The sequence below is a fragment of the Halobacteriovorax sp. ZH5_bin.2 genome (assembly GCF_043196375.1).
Taxonomy (GTDB): Bacteria; Bdellovibrionota; Bacteriovoracia; order Bacteriovoracales; family Bacteriovoracaceae; genus Halobacteriovorax_A.
Window position 1 is genome coordinate 227,800 of sequence record NZ_JBEBMJ010000004.1, and the last position, 17,029, is coordinate 244,828.

The window sequence follows — 17,029 nt, forward strand, 5'->3', positions numbered from 1 at the left end:
ATTATTTCCTAACAAGCCTTTTAACCTGCTGCTTGAAAAATATATATGGGTATTTTATAAAGCGATACTTCTTTAGAGAGTGGATCACATCATTGTAGTAATTTTCACTTAATTCCAATTTCTTATTATTTTCCTTAGCCTTCTTAAGTAAAAATCGACAACTCGTATTACTAACTTTACTCTTTTCAATTATTGAGAAGCCAAGCTTTTCTAAGTAGAAGCTAAGATTAGAATTATTGAAGTAAAAGAGGTGATAAGGCGCTATATATTTATTCTTGAGATTACTATATGGTGTATATAAATCTGGTACTTCTAAGTAAAATACTCCCTCATCACTTAATAAATCATAAATTATTTCTAATGATTCTTCAGGTTTAGGCATATGCTCGAGTACATGAACAAGAGTTACAACATCAAAAGAACCCATAGGTAAATCTGCATCTTCAAGTGCACAATTTTGAGAAAGTTCAGAATTTAAATTGAGATCACTTCTTTGCTTTGCATAAGAGAAGTAGTTTTCATTAAGCTCAATACCTACACAGTCTGTAGCATTTAAACGACTTTTAATATTGTATAACAAAGTCCCTGTACTACATCCAACATCAAGTGCCATAGTTACTTCTAAATTATTAGAATTATTCTTAATAAATGGAATAATAATATCTGCACGTTTTTGCTCATAATTTAATGCAAAATCTTCAACATGCTCGTTTTTATTATTTTTTCTATAAACTCGAGCATAGTATTTATCCAAATATTCCTTTGTAGGCTGTGGGCTTAATTTACCAAGACCACATTTCTTACAAATTAAAAAATCATAATCACTGTAAGAATAGTACTTATCCCATTCCTGATTATTACATATCAAGCAAGAGCTCATCTTCTCTCCAAAAATTATACTCACAATTATTTAGGTAAATCTTATCATGACTCCCGTAATCATTGAAAAAAACATTTTCAATCAGAATCTTTTCTAATTCTAACTCATTATGTGCACATGGGAGTATATTATTTTCATTTAAAGTTCTATAGTTTTCTACTCCTAAAAAGTTGATCTGAAGTACTCTACGTCTTAAAAGAAGTGCCTCATGTAGAGCATTCGAAAAAACTGAAACAACTAAATCATGTTCAAAATATTGTTCAAAAATCGATTGATTATTATCAAGAATTTTAAAATTATCATCCAATAGCTCTTTACAAACTTCGTAATAGCCATCGTTTAATCTACACCTTACTGAAACTGATGCTCCTATCTTAGAAGCAACCTCTTTTATACCACCCAAATAGCGTCGAGCATCATAAGCATTAAAAGGTGAACCGTAGTATTTATCATTAGAAAAGTACTCACCGATAATTAATATTGTATTTATTTTATTTGATGTTTTTTTAGTTTTAAATTTGTCATACAAGTTTTTGTAAACAAAACTTCCAGTAATCTTAGTTATTGCAGCATATGGATCATTAACTGATTTACGAATCTGTTTCTCATGTTCTTCACTCCACAAGCTATAGTAATTTGTACCATAACTTATATATGACGCTTTATATTTATAATTCACTCCATGTGGTACACAAATAGTTTTAACATTATTTAAATTAACTACTTTTGTTAAGTAATCTATTCCAAAATTACTATCAAAACTTCCATATATATATTTAATGCTACTTTGCTCAACTAGTTTTAAAATAGGGAAACTCCACTTTTCCATGGATATCACTGAGTTCAATATATATTTTGCAGGAATGTTTCTAAGTGTCTTTTTAATATCTCGATAAGTTAATATCAATCTTTTCAAGGAATAATAAAAATCTTTCAAATTTGCCTTAGGCATCTTGTTTATTAAGGTTGCATTACTTAAAGACAAAGTACCTTTTTTACTCAGATATGGCCAAAAAGCAATATTCTTCCTATCTAGGTCTTTAAAGTATGAATAGCTTATATTATCTGCCCAACAAATAGCTAAGCTTTTTATATTTTCAAAGTTTCTTTTTTTCGAAAATAACATTGTCGAATATCTAAAAAATAATGAGATAAGCTTCTTTGTAATATAAAAATAGCTTAAGCTATTATCATTCAGTACAATAACCTTAGGAAAAGAAAAGGCTTTAGATAAATATTTATCTGCTTGATAAATATAAATTTTATAATCATTTTTATAGTTTTTAATTATCAAATTATCTCTTACTATATTATAAAAGTATGAATCGCTATGCTTGAAAAAAGAAAGTACTTCAGGACTTGTATTAACTATATCACCAAGAATATTATTCACAAGAGCTCTAGTTTCCTTATGAGACTCCATAAAGAACTTAGGTAGATGTACATATGAAACATTATCAAAGCTAAAGTCACCTTCATCAGATTTAACAATAATCAAATCATAATGATCTTTATCAATTTTGTTCAGAAACTCTTTGTCTACGAGCAATAGCTTTTTCATGACTTTATACTTAGAATATTAGATAATATTGCATTACATTATCAACAGGAGTGTTTAATATCAAGGAATATCGAAAGAGCGGCTGGTACTTATTAAATGTTCTGTTATCGAATATCTCTACTATTATAATGGCACCAATTTACACTTACTATATTAGTCCTGAAGCTTTTGGACAATTTAGTACTGTTAAATCATTTTTACCATTATTCACAATGGTGTCATCTGTTTCAATTGATCTCGCATATTTCAAGGTTTACTTTGATGAAGGTATTGATCGTATAAAGCTACTCAGCACCGCGCTATTCTTTTTAGTATTTTCTGGAATCGTCTTTTCTTTTATCTTTACCCTGGCCGCATTGAATATAAGCTTCTTTAAAGATCTAGAGTTACTTGAATATCGCTATATTTATATCTTTTTCACAATTATCACCATTCCGTTAATAAACCTTGCAAATACACATATCAAGGCAATAGCAGAACCAAAGCATTTATCGAAAATATCAATTATCACTTCTCCTGTTTTATTTCTTACAACCTTAGGGCTATTAGAGTACTCAGACCTTGGAGTAAATTCTATTGTCGTTGGAATTATTACACAACAGTTATTACAAGTTACACTATTTCTTAAGTTGTTTAAAAACTTTAATTTGATCAAGTTTGATTTTTCATTTGCTTATTTAAAACTTCTATCTAAAATCTCAATACCGATGATACCAACGATAGCAACGGGATGGATCAATACTCTTTCTGATAGATTTCTTTTAACATATTTTGGATTGGTAAGTGATACTGGTATATATAGTATTGCTTTCGTTTTCTCTCAAGGTGTGTATTTTATTGGAGATTCTATTTCAAAAATAAACGCAAAAATATCGATGCAAGCAATTAGTAAAAGTATTGAAGAGTATAATAAAAATAATAAAGCATACTTTGAAAATATAATTACACTCATTTTACTTTTGATATTTTTATCTAATACTATTGGAGTTGAAATACTACCGTATCTATTAAGTGATGAATATTCTGATATAGGTCTAGTTTTTTCAATTCTCACAGCAAGTACATTTATTGGCTTGAGTTATAGACCATTTACTTATTACTTGCTCAATAAAGAAAAAATTAAAAACATTACATATGCAGGAACAGCTTCAGCACTATGCAATACTGCTCTTAATATAGTATTGATTCCAAAATTTGGAAAAGTAGCAGCAGCAACTACAACTATTATTTCAAATCTTGTTTATTTTTTAATTATTACTGTATCTAGTCGAGAAGTATCGAAAAACCTGATCTTCTCAAAGAGATTCATCTTATCAGTGATTGTTTTAATATTATCAATCTCGTATTCTATTACTGATATCATAGAGATAAAAACTGCTATAGTTATTTTTGGCTTAATACTTCTGTATTTATTAGATATAAATAAAGGACTTAAAAATATTATAACGTTAATTAAGAGATAGAGAATTAATTCAATTTATTTTCTATAACATCACACATTAACTCTAATGTTTTATTAGAGCTCAATAGATTTCGATTCTCTATTACACATTTCCTAAAATTTGAAACATCATATTTTTCTACAATATTGATTAATTCATTAACAAGTTGCTCTTTATTTCCATGAACGACACTAACACCAAAATTATACTTTTCAATAACATTAGAAATTTCACAGTTTTCTGCAACAATAGAAAGTACTGGTATTCCAATCCCAAGGTATTCATAAAACTTAGTAGGCATCAATGTCTCTAACGGTCTAATATTCTGTGCAGTAACAATCGCATAGTCGTATTCATTTGCGCACCTATTAATTAGCTCTTCTCTTGGAATATACGATATCTTTTCAACTAAGTTTGAGTTTTTAATACGTGAATTTTGCTTAAAATCACCAATAAAAGTAATGTTAAGTTTTTTTCTAATTTTACCAGGTAAACTTTTCAATGCATCTAGAATGACTTCTGGTGATTGAAGTTTCCCCATTGTTCCAATATACACTAATTTAATTAGCTCCTTAGAAGGTGATTTTTTCTGTTCATAGATTTCAGGTATCCCGAAATACATCGAAGAAATTTTATTTTTTAACATTGGGAATTTTTCAGATAATATTTCGGACATTCTATTAGACTGTGTTATCACATAATCAACATGGGAAATATTTTTTCTTTCTATGAAATCAATAGGAAGGTGTGGGTGTGAAAATGATTTCTGACCTTGATATCTAGAATAAATTAATAAATCATGGTAATTCATTACAACTTTTAAGTCAGGTCTATATTTTTTTAGATACTGTACCTTTTGAAGAAAGCCAAGCTCGCCACCAGATGTTATAAAAATAACATCTCCTTCCTGAGCATTATTAATTATATAATCAGCAACTTTTTTTGACCAAAGAAATAAGTAATCAAACAACAGGCATAGTCTTTCCATGTACCTAAGCAATCTACTTGAAACCATGTGATCAATGATAACGACATTCGTATCATCAATCTCAGCTGCTTGTGGTTGAGTTAAAACAGTTACTTTGTAACCCTTAGATATTAAGAATTCCACTTGTTGTTTTCTAACAAATGGCCCTCCTCCTTTTGTTGGAGGATAACTTCTAGTAACAAACCAGATATTATTTTTCATTTAACTTTCTCAGTATAGCGTTACAAATTAATTCACTAGGCTTATCTGAGATTACTAATTCTTCAGAACAAGATTCATTATTTTTAATACGATCAATACTGTTAAATATTTTATACTTATCTACACCTGTCAAAAATAGCTTTCCTTGCTCTACATAATTTAAATATTCCGTCTCATTTCTTAAAACAATCGCAGGTGTTGCGATTACTGCCGCCTCTTCTTGCATACCACCAGAATCTGTCAAAATAAATTTAGCTTCTTTAATAAGTCCAATTAATGACAAATATGACTGAGGTTCTATTATTTTAATATTTTTAGACTTGAAGGAAATATCAAATCTTTCTAAATTTAACTTTGTTCTTGGATGAATAGGGAAGATAATAGTATGTTTTTCAGCAATTTCATCAATAGTTTTAACAATAGATGACAGCTTCTCCTTATTATCAACTGTTTCTTGTCTATGCATAGTTAAAAGTACAAAGTTCTTTGAAGTTAATTTGAATTTACTCAACAATTCATCTGTGTTTACTAAAGAAGAAGCTCTAGTACATGAGTCGATTACAGTATTTCTTGTAACAAGTATTGTATCTTGATCATGACCTTCACCTAAAAGATTATTCTCATCCCTTTTGTTTGAAGCAAATAACAAGTCACTAACGGAATCAACTAATATCCTATTTAACTCTTCTGTTTGCTTCTTATTAAAAGAGCGGCATCCTGCTTCAACATGGAATAATTTAACATCAGACAGAGAACTTTTCTTTGCCGCAATAGCACCTGCTAGTGTTGTATTAGTATCACCATGCACAATAACTCCTTGAATATTTCTATCAACAAGAATTTCTTCTAATTTTTCAGCAATATAACAAACTTGATTAACAGGATTCTTTTCATTAACTTTTAAATTATAATCAGGTTTACGGATATCTAATTCATCGAAAAATATCTTATCCATATTTTCTGAGTAGTGTTGACCAGAATGAACAAAAATATGCTCAAACGATTCATCTAACAATGGAATTAAAGGTGACATCTTGATAAGCTCAGGTCTAGTACCAATAATTGTTAAAACTCTACTTTTACTCATGTATATCCTTTTTAATTTTATCAATCATATGATCCGGAAGTTTCTCCACACAGCAATCAAAGACTACTTTATCACTTTTTTCTAATCTTCTATCTCCACAAGCGCAAACATATCCTTTTTGTACAGAAGGTAATCCTAAATGTAATGAAAAGTCTTTAGTATTTTTAGTTACAACTGAACCAGCACCTATCATTGTAAAACGACCAAGTTGTACACCACATCTAATAATGCTACCTGCACCTAGTGATGCACCTAACTCTAATTTTGTATTTAATATTTCCCAGCCCTTTTTTAATACTCTAGGACTTTGGTCGTTAGTAAAAATAACATGTGGTCCTACAAAGCAGTATTCATCAATTGTTACACCATTATATATAGACACACCATTTTGAATTCTTGAATATGACCCTATCGTAACTTGAGAGTCGACATAACAATCACGTCCAATCGAAACATTGTCCCCTATCTTAGCTCCAGCTCTAATGTGACAAAAGTGCCAAATTTTTGTATTCTCCCCAATTTCTGCACCCTCTTCAACAATAGCTGTAGGGTGAATATAAGTTTCATTGCTCATAATTATCTCGTTATAGTCTTATAAATTTTTTAATGCTTTTATCTTTATATTCAGAATGTCCTGTAACAATTATATTTATATCAGACCATTCCAGAACTTCCCTGGAGCTAAATATTTGATGATCCCAATTTTTTACAAATGGATCACTACAACGTACTTCAAATCCATTTCTAATTAACTCTTCAAAAATTACTTTTGCCGGTGTTTCCCTTGCATCATCCACATCAGGCTTATATGCAATTCCAAATAACCCTATCTTTTTATGTCCTGCTAGTTTCTTAAGAACTTTTTCAACGACATTATATGGTCGTTTGTCATTAATTTCTCTAGCATTTCGAATTAATTTAGCTTTAGAGGAGTCCTCGATTAAAAACCAAGGATCAATAGCGATACAGTGACCACCAACACCTGGACCGGGAGTAAGTATATTTACTCTAGGATGCTTATTAGCTAACCTAATTGCATTAGATGTATTAACCTTTAATTCATCAAGAATATAATCAAACTCATTTGCCAATGCTATATTTACATCTCTAAAAGTATTTTCCATTAACTTTGCACACTCTGCAGTAGAAGAGTCTGTTTTATACATTTTACCTTCTATGAAATTTAAATAAAAACTATAAGTTAGTTCTGTTGCTTCACTAGTTAAACCACCAATAATTCTATCGTTTTGAACTAATTCATATACAGTATTTCCAGGAATGGCTCTTTCTGGACAATGAGCGAGGTGTACTTTTTTGTGCTTAAAAATAGGCGCAATTATTGACTTTATAGTATTAGGTTTAATTGTAGACTCAATTATTATTAAGTTTCCATCTTCAACAGTATCTTTAAGCTGATTACATACAGCTAAGACTACAGATAGATCACATTTATTATCCTTTTTATCTGTTGGAAGACTTAGTAAAAATATGTCTGATTTAGGAATTTCAGATTGAGCTCTAAGCTTACCTGAGTCTACCGCTTTTTTAACCAACTCTGGCATTCCCTTTTCATCAAAAGGACACATGCCATTATTAACAGTTTCAATTTTAGATTCATTTAAGTCAACACCTGTTACTTGAAAACCTGAATTTGCAATAATAGACGCCATAGGAAGTCCCATATAACCTAGTCCTATAACTGTTACCTTTTCTTCCCTTGTTATATTTTCTCTTAAACCAAAGTCTTTAGATAGTATATCAAAAATCTTTTTAGAAGTATTCCCTTCGCCAAAAGGATTTAACCAATCAGTTTCTCTTTTAAGCATTGTTTCGGTACCATACAAGACAGCATCTTTTTTTCTACCTGTTAAAACATTTGAACCCACTTCAAGTGTTTCCGGTCTCTCAGTATTATTTCTTATCGTTATACATGGAACTTTTAAACAACAAGCTTCTTCTTGGATACCACCAGAGTCTGTGATAATTAATCTTGCATTATTTTGTAATTTTATAAAATCAATATATCCACAGGGATCTAGAAGCTTAATTTTACAGTTTATATCTATATTATATTCTTCAATATATTTTTGTGTTCTTGGATGTATCGGCCAAACTAAATCATAATTAGAATATTTCTCTGAAAGAACGTTCAAAATATCGATTACTTCTTCCAAACTTTCTCTTCGATCTACGTTAGAAGCTCTATGTATTGTAATCAAAAAATAATTTTTCGATTCTAAATTATGATGCTCAAGAACTTTTGAATTATTCTTTGCTGTTTTAGTGTTTAATACTAATGCATCTACTACAGTATTACCTACGACATGTATTTTATTTTTAGATATACCTTCAGATAATAGTATCTCATTTTGTTTTGATGTGACGGCAAAAAGATAGTCAGAAATATGGTCTGTTACAATTCGGTTTGTCTCTTCAGGCATAGTTCTATCATAAGATCTTAATCCTGCTTCTATATGTCCCACTTTTATACCAAGTTTTGAAGCTGCCAGTGCTGCTGCTAATACAGTGTTTGTATCACCTTGAACTAAAACAACATCAGGTTTTTCTTGCTCTAAAATTGGCTCCATTTTTATTAAAATATTACCGGTCATATTTGAGTGCTTACCAGAACCTACATTAAGATTATATCTTGGATTTGGTAACTGTAACTCTTCGAAAAATACTTTATCCATATTTTCAGAATAGTGTTGATTCGAATGAATAATAAAGAAATCAATTCCCCTTCTTTGACTTTCTTTTACCACGGGCATCATTTTAATGATTTCAGGTCTTGTGCCAACTACTATTCCTACTTTCATATTTACTCTCTTTTATTTAGTGCCCTATTCCTGTTAATACTGTCTTCACTGTTTTTAAAAATATTCTTAAATCAAGCCAAATATTTTTATTTTTAACATAATATAAATCGTACTGTAGCTTTATAAATGAATCATCATCACTATAACCATAGCCATAATTTACTTGTGCCCAACCGGTAACACCTGGTTTAACAAGATGTCTAAATTTATAATATGGAATTTTACCTTCTAAATTTGAATCAATAATCTCAGGTCTTTCAGGCCTAGGTCCGATTAAGCTCATATCGCCACGTAATATATTCCACAATTGAGGTAACTCATCCAATCGAGAAGCACGTAAAAAACGACCTATAGGAGTTACACGATCATCATTAGGAGTTGCCCATTTTGCACCTGATGTCTCAGCGTCCGTTTTCATAGTACGTAATTTATAAATTCTAAATGAGCGGTTTTTATATCCAGTTCTTATCTGTGAATAAAAGAAAGGTCTACCTGAAGTAATTAGTAAAATTGGAAACAAAATTACATAAATAGGTATTGTTATAAAAATCAATAAAAGAGCAGAAAAACGATCAACTACAAATTTAATCGCTTCATATAAATAATCACGTCTTCCAATTTCATTATTATAAAACCAACTACTATCCAGTGAAGATACGGGAACTTTACCTATAATAGATTCACAAAACTTCGAATTACTTATAATATCTTTCCCATTAAATCTTTGATTTAACACCTTAAGAATATCTTTTTTATTAATATCATCTTCTATTACGAACAGATCATACTTAGCAAAATCTTCTCCAGATATATCTCTTTTACTAATGACATTGTAGCCAAGATATTTTTTTGAGTTCGCAAAGTTCTTAACTTCAGTCACTTCTGAACCATCACCAACTATTAAGACATCCACTAAATTTCTTTTATTACTTAAAAAGAAAAAGCGTCTTAATAAGTATATAAACGATGAAGATACTAATACTGAAATAATCATGTTAGTTTTTGGACTTATGTGAGTGAAAGGATTTAAATAAAAATATCCAAATCCTATTGCAATATTTAGCAAACTAGAGCGGATTACACTTACAGCTAGCCCATCTTTTGAAATTGAGCGTAAAGAATATAATCCTTCAATATAGTTGAGAATTATCCATAAGAAAAATAATAAAGAAAACTGTTCAAAGTGTTCAATTATCCTATCAGCTAAATCTCTTCCTCCTCTTAAATAAAGAGTCAATGCAAGAGACGTATAATATACAAGAAAATCGAGAAATATGAAAAATTTTGCTCTAGTTAAATAATTATGCACTCTAAGTCCTAACAGAAATTTTAATTTCGTTTATGATAATATAGTAAATTTACAGATTCAAAGCTATATTAACAAATATGTTTTATTACTACTTAACGACATTAACACTTAGCGCATATCTTAAACAGAAGAAATATAATTTTATCCCCACTCTATTTCTCGCCACTATTTTCTTTTTATTTTTCACTAGGAATAATATCAGTGCAGACTGGGAAAGTTATAAGCTTATATTTAACGGCGTTAAGTCAATTTCCTTAGAACCTGTATGGAAAATTTTGATTTCCTACAACCCATTACAACAAAACACGTTTCAATTATTTATATTTACACAGTCCCTTTTGTATATTTCACCTATTCCTTTTTTAGTCAAAAAATACAAAGGCTCATTCTCAGTTGAGTATTTTTTAATCTACTCACTGGTACTTGGATTTATCTTACTAGGGCATGGCTACCTAAGGCAATCTGTAGCAAGTTCTATGCTTTTATTAGCGTTCGTGTTTTTCAAAGAGCAAAAATACGTTCTATATGTATTATTTGTAATCGTTTCAACTTTATTCCATCTTTCTGGAGCCATAGGCTTAATTCTCTTATTGTATCCACTAGTTAAAAGGTTAAGTCTAAAGAATACTATTTTAATATCGGTTTTAATTCCAACGGGCCTATTTATTCCATATATTTTAAATGTTCCTATGAAATATTCTGATAGAGTATCGACGGGACTAATTTTAAGAGGTGTACTATATCTATATTTGAGTTTGAGCATTTATAAGTTATCTAGCTCATATAAGGAAAAGCGTATATCAATAGGAATATCGAGTTTTATAATCTCAATAATACCGATATCATTTCTACTCGGCTATAGTACTATTGTTGATAGAAGCTTACACTATCTTGCACAGCCCCTGGCCCTAACACTAAGCATGATAGGTTATAATAGGAAAAGTTATAAAAACTTAATTGGATTCATAATTTTACAATTTCTTTTTCTATTTTTATGGCTACACTTAGGTAAACATGCAGAGAAATGGGATTATAATAATATATTTTTCCCATTTATATAAATATGGATAATTATACACTTTTATTTTTTTTTCTTTCTTCTTTTCTGGTTACCTATTTCGCGATTCCAAATTTGATTAGAATCTCAAAAATCAAGGCAGCACATACAGAAATTAATGAAAGGAGCTCACACTCACATTTAGTATCTTCATTTGGTGGAATAGGAATTTTTCTGGGGCTATTTTTTACTTGTTTAACCTTTAGCCCAAACCAAAATCTCACGGAAATTAAATTTTTGCTCGTGACACAATTTATTATTTTCTTTCTAGGATTAAAGGATGACATAAGGCCTGTATCAGCAAAGACAAAAATCGCTGTGCAATTTATTTGTTCTTTAATAATAATTTTTGCAGCAAATGTACGAGTTGAAAGCTTTTATGGTGTTCTTGGTATTAATGAAATCCCAAATATACTCTCTTATATTTTTACGATTTTTCTATTTATCAGTTTAATTAATGCTTTTAATTTGATTGATGGTATTGATTGGTTGGCGGGTTTAATAACTATATCTGCAAGCTCATTTTTACTACTATGGTTTTTTATAAATTATCAATATACCGAAGCTTCGGTTACATTAGCCTTAATCGGTTCTACCTTGGCCTTTTTAATTTACAACAAGAGTCCAGCAAAAATTTTTATGGGTGATACTGGATCACTTTTAATAGGGCTTACAATAACTTATTTGATTATAATGTTTATAAAACTTAATCATGAGACAACAGGTTTAGAACTTAAATTACGTTCAGCTACGACAATGGCGGTGAGTCTTGTATTCATACCTGTTTTAGATACTCTTAGAGTTTTCTGCTGTCGATTGATGGAAAGAAGAAGCCCATTTAGTCCTGATAGAAATCATATACATCACATTATTGTTGATAAAGGCTTCTCACACGTAACAGCTTCTATAATTCTTTTCATTATAAATAGTGCGGTAATAGTTATTTCATTTTTCTTAAATCAGATTACAGGAAAAGTGACGATACCATTACTGTTCTTACTGTCATTCGGTATACTAGGATTATTCTCAACTTCTAAGATTAGAAAAAGCCATTAAGATTTCAATAGTGCAATTAAATTAGAGTTTACACTACTTACTGAAAACCTATTCTTAACAAGGACTCTACCCCTCTTAGCATAAGACTCCTGCTCGTCTAGGTTCATTTGAATATATTCTTTCATTTTCTCGTATAAAGAGTCTGAATCTCTCGCTACACAAAGAAGACCATTCTCATTTGATAGCACTTGAGTGCAACCTGGAACGTTACTTGCAATTAAGAAGCACTCCATTGAAGCAGCTTCTAAAAGTACTCTAGACAAACCCTCCCTATAAGAAGGCAATACGACACATTTTGTGTTTTCAAGTATATTCTTCACAAAGTTTGAAAATCCCATCATATGTATACTTGTATTATTGCTATAATTTAAAAATTCTTCTTCACTTAATGATGACGAATTATTTAAATCGATATCTCCAACAACATTTATATTAAGATCGGGATATTCTAATAATATTTTTTCTGAGGCTTCTAGAAATTCTCTTACTCCCTTATCCTTAATTAACCTGCCAATAAAAACAAAATCATACTCTCGCTGATTATATTCTTTTATTGGAATAAAAAATTCAGGATCAATTCCACTACCTTCTATCAATCTAAAGTTTGAAGGTTGTAAATATCTCGAAATAAGATCCATATCATCACTATTTTGAAAAACTATATATTTTGCTTTAGGAAATATAAATTTAAACATGAAAAGCACAACAAATTGCAACAATTTACTCGATAAGAAAGCTGTTCCAAGTCCTGTAACATTATTGATAAATTCACGACCTTGTAACCAACAAACAAAACCAGAAAACACATTTGGCTTTATTGTGAAGTTAATAACCCTTGTAGGGTTATATTTATTGAAAATATTCCTATACTTATTAATAAGAACTAGATTATTGAAAATCCCTGTAGATTTTCTATCTAAATTTGAATTGACGACTATAACTTTTTTCGAAATCTCTGATAAAAACTTTTCATTCCCATCATATCCAGCAATCAAAACTACTTGATCATATTCATCTTGTAATACCTGAATAAGTTTTAATCGAAAATTTCGTAAATACCACATATCAGTTGCACATAAAGCTATTACGTTAGACACAAGACCTCTTTTCCTTTAAAATTCTTTATAATTTTATACATTTAAAGGTTCAAAATGAGAAATATTTCAGTAATTGGTCTTGGCTACGTCGGCCTCCCTGTAGCAGTAAATTTTGCAACAAAAACAAACGTGATTGGTTTTGATATTAACGAAGCAAGGATATCAGAATTAAATAGTCGATTTGACTCTACTAATGAAATAAACTTCGAAGACTTCCCTAATCTAGATATTAAGTTTACATCTAATCTAGAAGAATTAAAACAAGCTGATTTTCATATTGTTGCTGTACCTACTCCAATTGATAATGCTAAAAAACCAAATCTTAAACCTGTAATAGGTGCAAGTAACTCAGTTGGTAAAGCGCTCAAAAAAGGTGACATTGTGGTTTATGAATCGACAGTCTACCCAGGTGTTACTGAAGATATTTGTATTCCAATTCTAGAGAAGATATCAGGTTTAAAACATGGCAAAGATTTTTGGGTAGGCTATTCTCCCGAAAGAATCAATCCAGGAGATAAGGAGCATACATTTACAAAGATTACTAAAGTTGTATCTGGATGTTGTACAGATTCATTAGATATTATAGCTGAGACATATTCATCTGTCGTCGAAGCCGGCGTATACAAAGCATCATCTATTAAAGTAGCAGAAGCTGCAAAAGTAATCGAGAATACACAACGTGATGTAAATATAGCACTAGTAAATGAACTTTCAGTTATTTTTGAAAAGATGGATATTAACACTATAGAGGTATTAGAGGCGGCTGGTACAAAATGGAATTTTTTAAATTTCAGACCTGGCCTTGTTGGTGGACACTGTATTGGTGTTGACCCATATTACCTTACACACAAAGCACAAGAGTTAGGCTATCACCCAGAAGTCATTTTAAGTGGTCGTAAAATAAATGACTATATTCCTAAGTTTATTGCTGAAAAAACAATTAAACTAATGATACAAAATAACTTAAATCCATCTAATGAAGTTATTACTATTCTAGGTCTAACCTTTAAAGAAAACTGTCCCGATTTAAGAAACTCGAAAGTCGTAGATATTATTACAGAGTTAAAAGCCTACGGTGTAGAAGTACAAGTGCATGAGCCGGAAGCATCTCCGGAAGATGCGATGAAAGAGTATGGAATAAAGATTGAAAAAGGTTTTGAAAATTTAAAAAAGTCCAAAGTAGTGATCGGTGCCGTATCCCACAATACATACACCGCTGAAAAACTAAATAAACTAATTGATGATAATTCTATTGTCATTGATGTAAAGAATTTTTTAAAGAATATACATAAAGGTATTTATTGGAGTCTTTAATGAAATTAGATACAAAATATAAATGGTTCGTTACAGGGGCAGCAGGTTTTATTGCTTCTCACATTTGTGATTTTCTAATAAAGAACAATCAAGAGGTCATTGCTATTGATAATTTTTTAACTGGTCTTCAGTCGAATATAGACTACTTAAAAGATCAAGCTGCTAAGTATCCTCAATCTAAATTTACATTTGTTAATGCTAACATATGTGACACAGATAAAATGATCGAACTGTCTAATGGATGTGACAAAATTATTCACCAAGCGGCCTTAGGTTCCGTCCCAAGAAGTATCCTTGAACCAATAAACTCGCATGAGAATAATGTAAATGGATTTATTTCAATATTAGAAGCCGCAAGAGCAAATAAAATTCAAAGAATTGTTTATGCTTCAAGCAGTTCTGTATACGGAGATAGTCCAACTTTACCCAAAATCGAACAAAATACTGGAAAAGTACTATCGCCTTATGCAGCAACTAAGGCCATAAATGAAGTATATGCTGATGCCTATAGTTCTGCTTATAACATGGAGATTATTGGATTGAGATATTTTAACGTTTTTGGTCCAAGACAAAATCCAGAAGGTGCATATGCAGCAGTAATACCTAGATGGATTGGTGAACTTTTAACAGGAGAAGCACCGACAATTAATGGAGACGGAACAACATCAAGAGACTTTTGTTTTGTAGATAATGCTGTTCAAGCTAACATCTTGGCTTCAATTACAGACAATTCAAAAGCATATGGAGAAGTCTTCAATGTAGCCTGCGAGCAACAAACATCATTAACTGAGCTTTATGATTACATAACTAAATCATTATCAAATATCAAAAAGGAATTCAAAACACCTAAGGCCAAATATGTTGATTTTAGGAAAGGCGATATTAAACATTCTCTAGCGAATGTAGCAAAAGCAAAGAACCTCCTTAATTACTCACCAAAAGTTCTTGTTAATGAAGGTATTGAACGTACAGTTTTAAGTTTCTTTAAATAAGTAATAAAATATTCCAATATTAGTGAATACCCAATTACTAATATTGGAATTATATATGGACCCCTAAATCTAAAAAAAGTTCCGAGATTAATCACACTAAAAAATAAAACCATGATAATTGGATATATTGGCAGTATAATAATCCTTTTAAATTTACAAACTAATAGTGATACTAACGATCCGAAAACTGCAATAGAAACCAATATAGCTTCAACATTAATTATCATTTTTTTAAATTTAGATATATTAACATTGTCATCAATAAAACTGAAAAATGACCAATAGAGAATTTTAGGAACGTACATTAAAATATCAAGATAAGAATTAAAGTATTGATATTGATCGATATTAGTATTTCCATTGAGCCATCTTGATGAATAGCTTCGTGCAATTAAAGTTTTTTTCGTAATAGGATCAAAGTTCTTTTTATTAAATACAAACTTAATATTATAGTTTTTTCTACCTTTCTCCATTGTAATAGTTTCAGTGCCATTACTTGTTATTCTTTCACTTAAATCATTACCTTTGTCATTCAATTTAATATAAAGATAAAAAGAGAAAACTAATGACAACATTACTATAGATTTTATCAGTAATTCTTTTTCTTTATGTATAATTGCTAGTAAGCAAAAAAAAGAAAAGTAAAATAATAGAAAATAAGAACTGTAAAATTTTGTATAAATAACTATAGCTAAACTTAAAACAATTAGTAATATATTTACTAGATTCTCAGTTAATGTATTACTTCGTAGTGAAAGTTTTGATAAGCCAAATGAGAGAAGAGAAAAACCAAAAAGAATAAATAATTCGTTATGAACATATTGTGACCACATTATTATAGTCGGTAAGATTGTAATTAAAAATAATGATAGATATGTGTACTTAAATTTTAAAAACTTATCGAAAGATAAAATGAGTAAAAACATAGAGAATGTAAAAATTAAATTCGAAAAAATCCCCGTAAAAAGAATATTACATCCAATTATCTTAGTACTAAAATAATAAAACATTTCAGGCAATAGATATGTTCTTATCTCTGAAAGAGAAGATGCCGAACAAGCATTTTTTACAAAAGCCAGAGTATCGACACTAACACTAGGTATTTTTTTATTAAAATGACCTGGAGCAAACTTTGTAGCAATATTTGTAATAAAAAACCATATAAAAAGAGAAAATGAATAATAGAACAAGAAATACTTAGTTAAACTCTTCTCTTTCATAATTTA

The 17,029-nt window shown here is 30.0% G+C and carries 14 protein-coding genes; 5 read left to right on the forward strand and 9 right to left on the reverse strand.

Features of this window, described 5'->3' with window-relative positions; genetic code table 11:
- Position 1: 1 nt before the first annotated feature.
- Together ABMA76_RS11955 and ABMA76_RS11960 are read right to left on the reverse strand one after the other, a co-directional pair.
- Positions 2–880 (reverse strand): class I SAM-dependent methyltransferase, encoded by an 879-nt coding sequence (locus ABMA76_RS11955; protein WP_393061707.1) that lies wholly within the window; start codon positions 878–880, stop codon positions 2–4.
- Positions 858–2,441 carry a hypothetical protein gene (locus tag ABMA76_RS11960; RefSeq protein ID WP_393061709.1) on the reverse strand — a complete coding sequence of 528 codons (1,584 nt, stop codon included), beginning with the start codon at positions 2,439–2,441 and terminating at the stop codon, positions 858–860. The genes ABMA76_RS11955 and ABMA76_RS11960 overlap by 23 nt, the downstream gene beginning before the upstream one ends.
- A gap of 128 nt (positions 2,442–2,569) precedes the next feature.
- Here ABMA76_RS11960 and ABMA76_RS11965 point away from each other — a divergent pair, with 128 nt between their 5' ends.
- Positions 2,570–3,904: a polysaccharide biosynthesis C-terminal domain-containing protein gene (locus ABMA76_RS11965; protein WP_393061711.1), complete on the forward strand. Its 1,335-nt coding sequence runs from the start codon at positions 2,570–2,572 to the stop codon at positions 3,902–3,904.
- A 4-nt stretch (positions 3,905–3,908) separates the two neighbouring features.
- Here ABMA76_RS11965 and ABMA76_RS11970 read toward each other — a convergent pair whose 3' ends face one another.
- Genes ABMA76_RS11970 through ABMA76_RS11990 form a run of 5 tightly spaced genes read right to left on the reverse strand, consistent with a single transcriptional unit; the run spans position 3,909 to position 10,287 of the window.
- Entirely contained in the window at positions 3,909–5,072 is a 1,164-nt protein-coding gene (locus ABMA76_RS11970) for a glycosyltransferase (protein ID WP_393061713.1), read from the reverse strand.
- Entirely contained in the window at positions 5,062–6,159 is a 1,098-nt protein-coding gene (gene wecB, locus ABMA76_RS11975) for a non-hydrolyzing UDP-N-acetylglucosamine 2-epimerase (protein WP_393061715.1), read from the reverse strand. Before wecB (ABMA76_RS11975) ends, ABMA76_RS11970 begins: the two co-directional genes overlap by 11 nt.
- On the reverse strand, positions 6,152–6,733 hold the full coding sequence (locus ABMA76_RS11980; RefSeq protein ID WP_393061717.1) for an acyltransferase: 582 nt from the start codon (positions 6,731–6,733) through the stop codon (positions 6,152–6,154). The genes wecB (ABMA76_RS11975) and ABMA76_RS11980 overlap by 8 nt, the downstream gene beginning before the upstream one ends.
- Before the next feature lie 10 nt (positions 6,734–6,743).
- Positions 6,744–8,978, reverse strand: coding sequence for a non-hydrolyzing UDP-N-acetylglucosamine 2-epimerase (wecB, locus tag ABMA76_RS11985; protein WP_393061719.1), 2,235 nt, complete (start codon positions 8,976–8,978; stop codon positions 6,744–6,746).
- 16 nt (positions 8,979–8,994) lie between these two features.
- Positions 8,995–10,287 (reverse strand): sugar transferase, encoded by a 1,293-nt coding sequence (locus ABMA76_RS11990; RefSeq protein ID WP_393061721.1) that lies wholly within the window; start codon positions 10,285–10,287, stop codon positions 8,995–8,997.
- A 77-nt stretch (positions 10,288–10,364) separates the two neighbouring features.
- Between ABMA76_RS11990 and ABMA76_RS11995 the strand changes: the two genes are divergently transcribed.
- Entirely contained in the window at positions 10,365–11,348 is a 984-nt protein-coding gene (locus ABMA76_RS11995) for an EpsG family protein (protein WP_393061723.1), read from the forward strand.
- A 2-nt stretch (positions 11,349–11,350) separates the two neighbouring features.
- Positions 11,351–12,400 (forward strand): MraY family glycosyltransferase, encoded by a 1,050-nt coding sequence (locus ABMA76_RS12000; RefSeq protein ID WP_393061725.1) that lies wholly within the window; start codon positions 11,351–11,353, stop codon positions 12,398–12,400.
- Here the strand turns inward: ABMA76_RS12000 and ABMA76_RS12005 are convergent.
- The gene (locus ABMA76_RS12005) at positions 12,397–13,497 is read right to left on the reverse strand and encodes a glycosyltransferase family 4 protein (RefSeq protein WP_393061727.1); all 1,101 of its coding nucleotides are present in this window, start codon (positions 13,495–13,497) and stop codon (positions 12,397–12,399) included. The genes ABMA76_RS12000 and ABMA76_RS12005 overlap by 4 nt on opposite strands.
- A gap of 54 nt (positions 13,498–13,551) precedes the next feature.
- On the opposite strand from ABMA76_RS12005, the gene ABMA76_RS12010 reads away from it, so the two are divergent.
- Together ABMA76_RS12010 and ABMA76_RS12015 are read left to right on the forward strand one after the other, a co-directional pair.
- Positions 13,552–14,811: a nucleotide sugar dehydrogenase gene (locus ABMA76_RS12010; RefSeq protein WP_393061729.1), complete on the forward strand. Its 1,260-nt coding sequence runs from the start codon at positions 13,552–13,554 to the stop codon at positions 14,809–14,811.
- A complete protein-coding gene (locus ABMA76_RS12015) occupies positions 14,811–15,803 on the forward strand; it encodes an NAD-dependent epimerase/dehydratase family protein (RefSeq protein ID WP_393061731.1) in 993 nt (330 codons plus the stop codon). Before ABMA76_RS12010 ends, ABMA76_RS12015 begins: the two co-directional genes overlap by 1 nt.
- Here the strand turns inward: ABMA76_RS12015 and ABMA76_RS12020 are convergent.
- Entirely contained in the window at positions 15,740–17,023 is a 1,284-nt protein-coding gene (locus ABMA76_RS12020) for a hypothetical protein (RefSeq protein ID WP_393061733.1), read from the reverse strand. The two genes, ABMA76_RS12015 and ABMA76_RS12020, sit on opposite strands and share 64 nt — an antisense overlap.
- Positions 17,024–17,029: the final 6 nt, after the last annotated feature.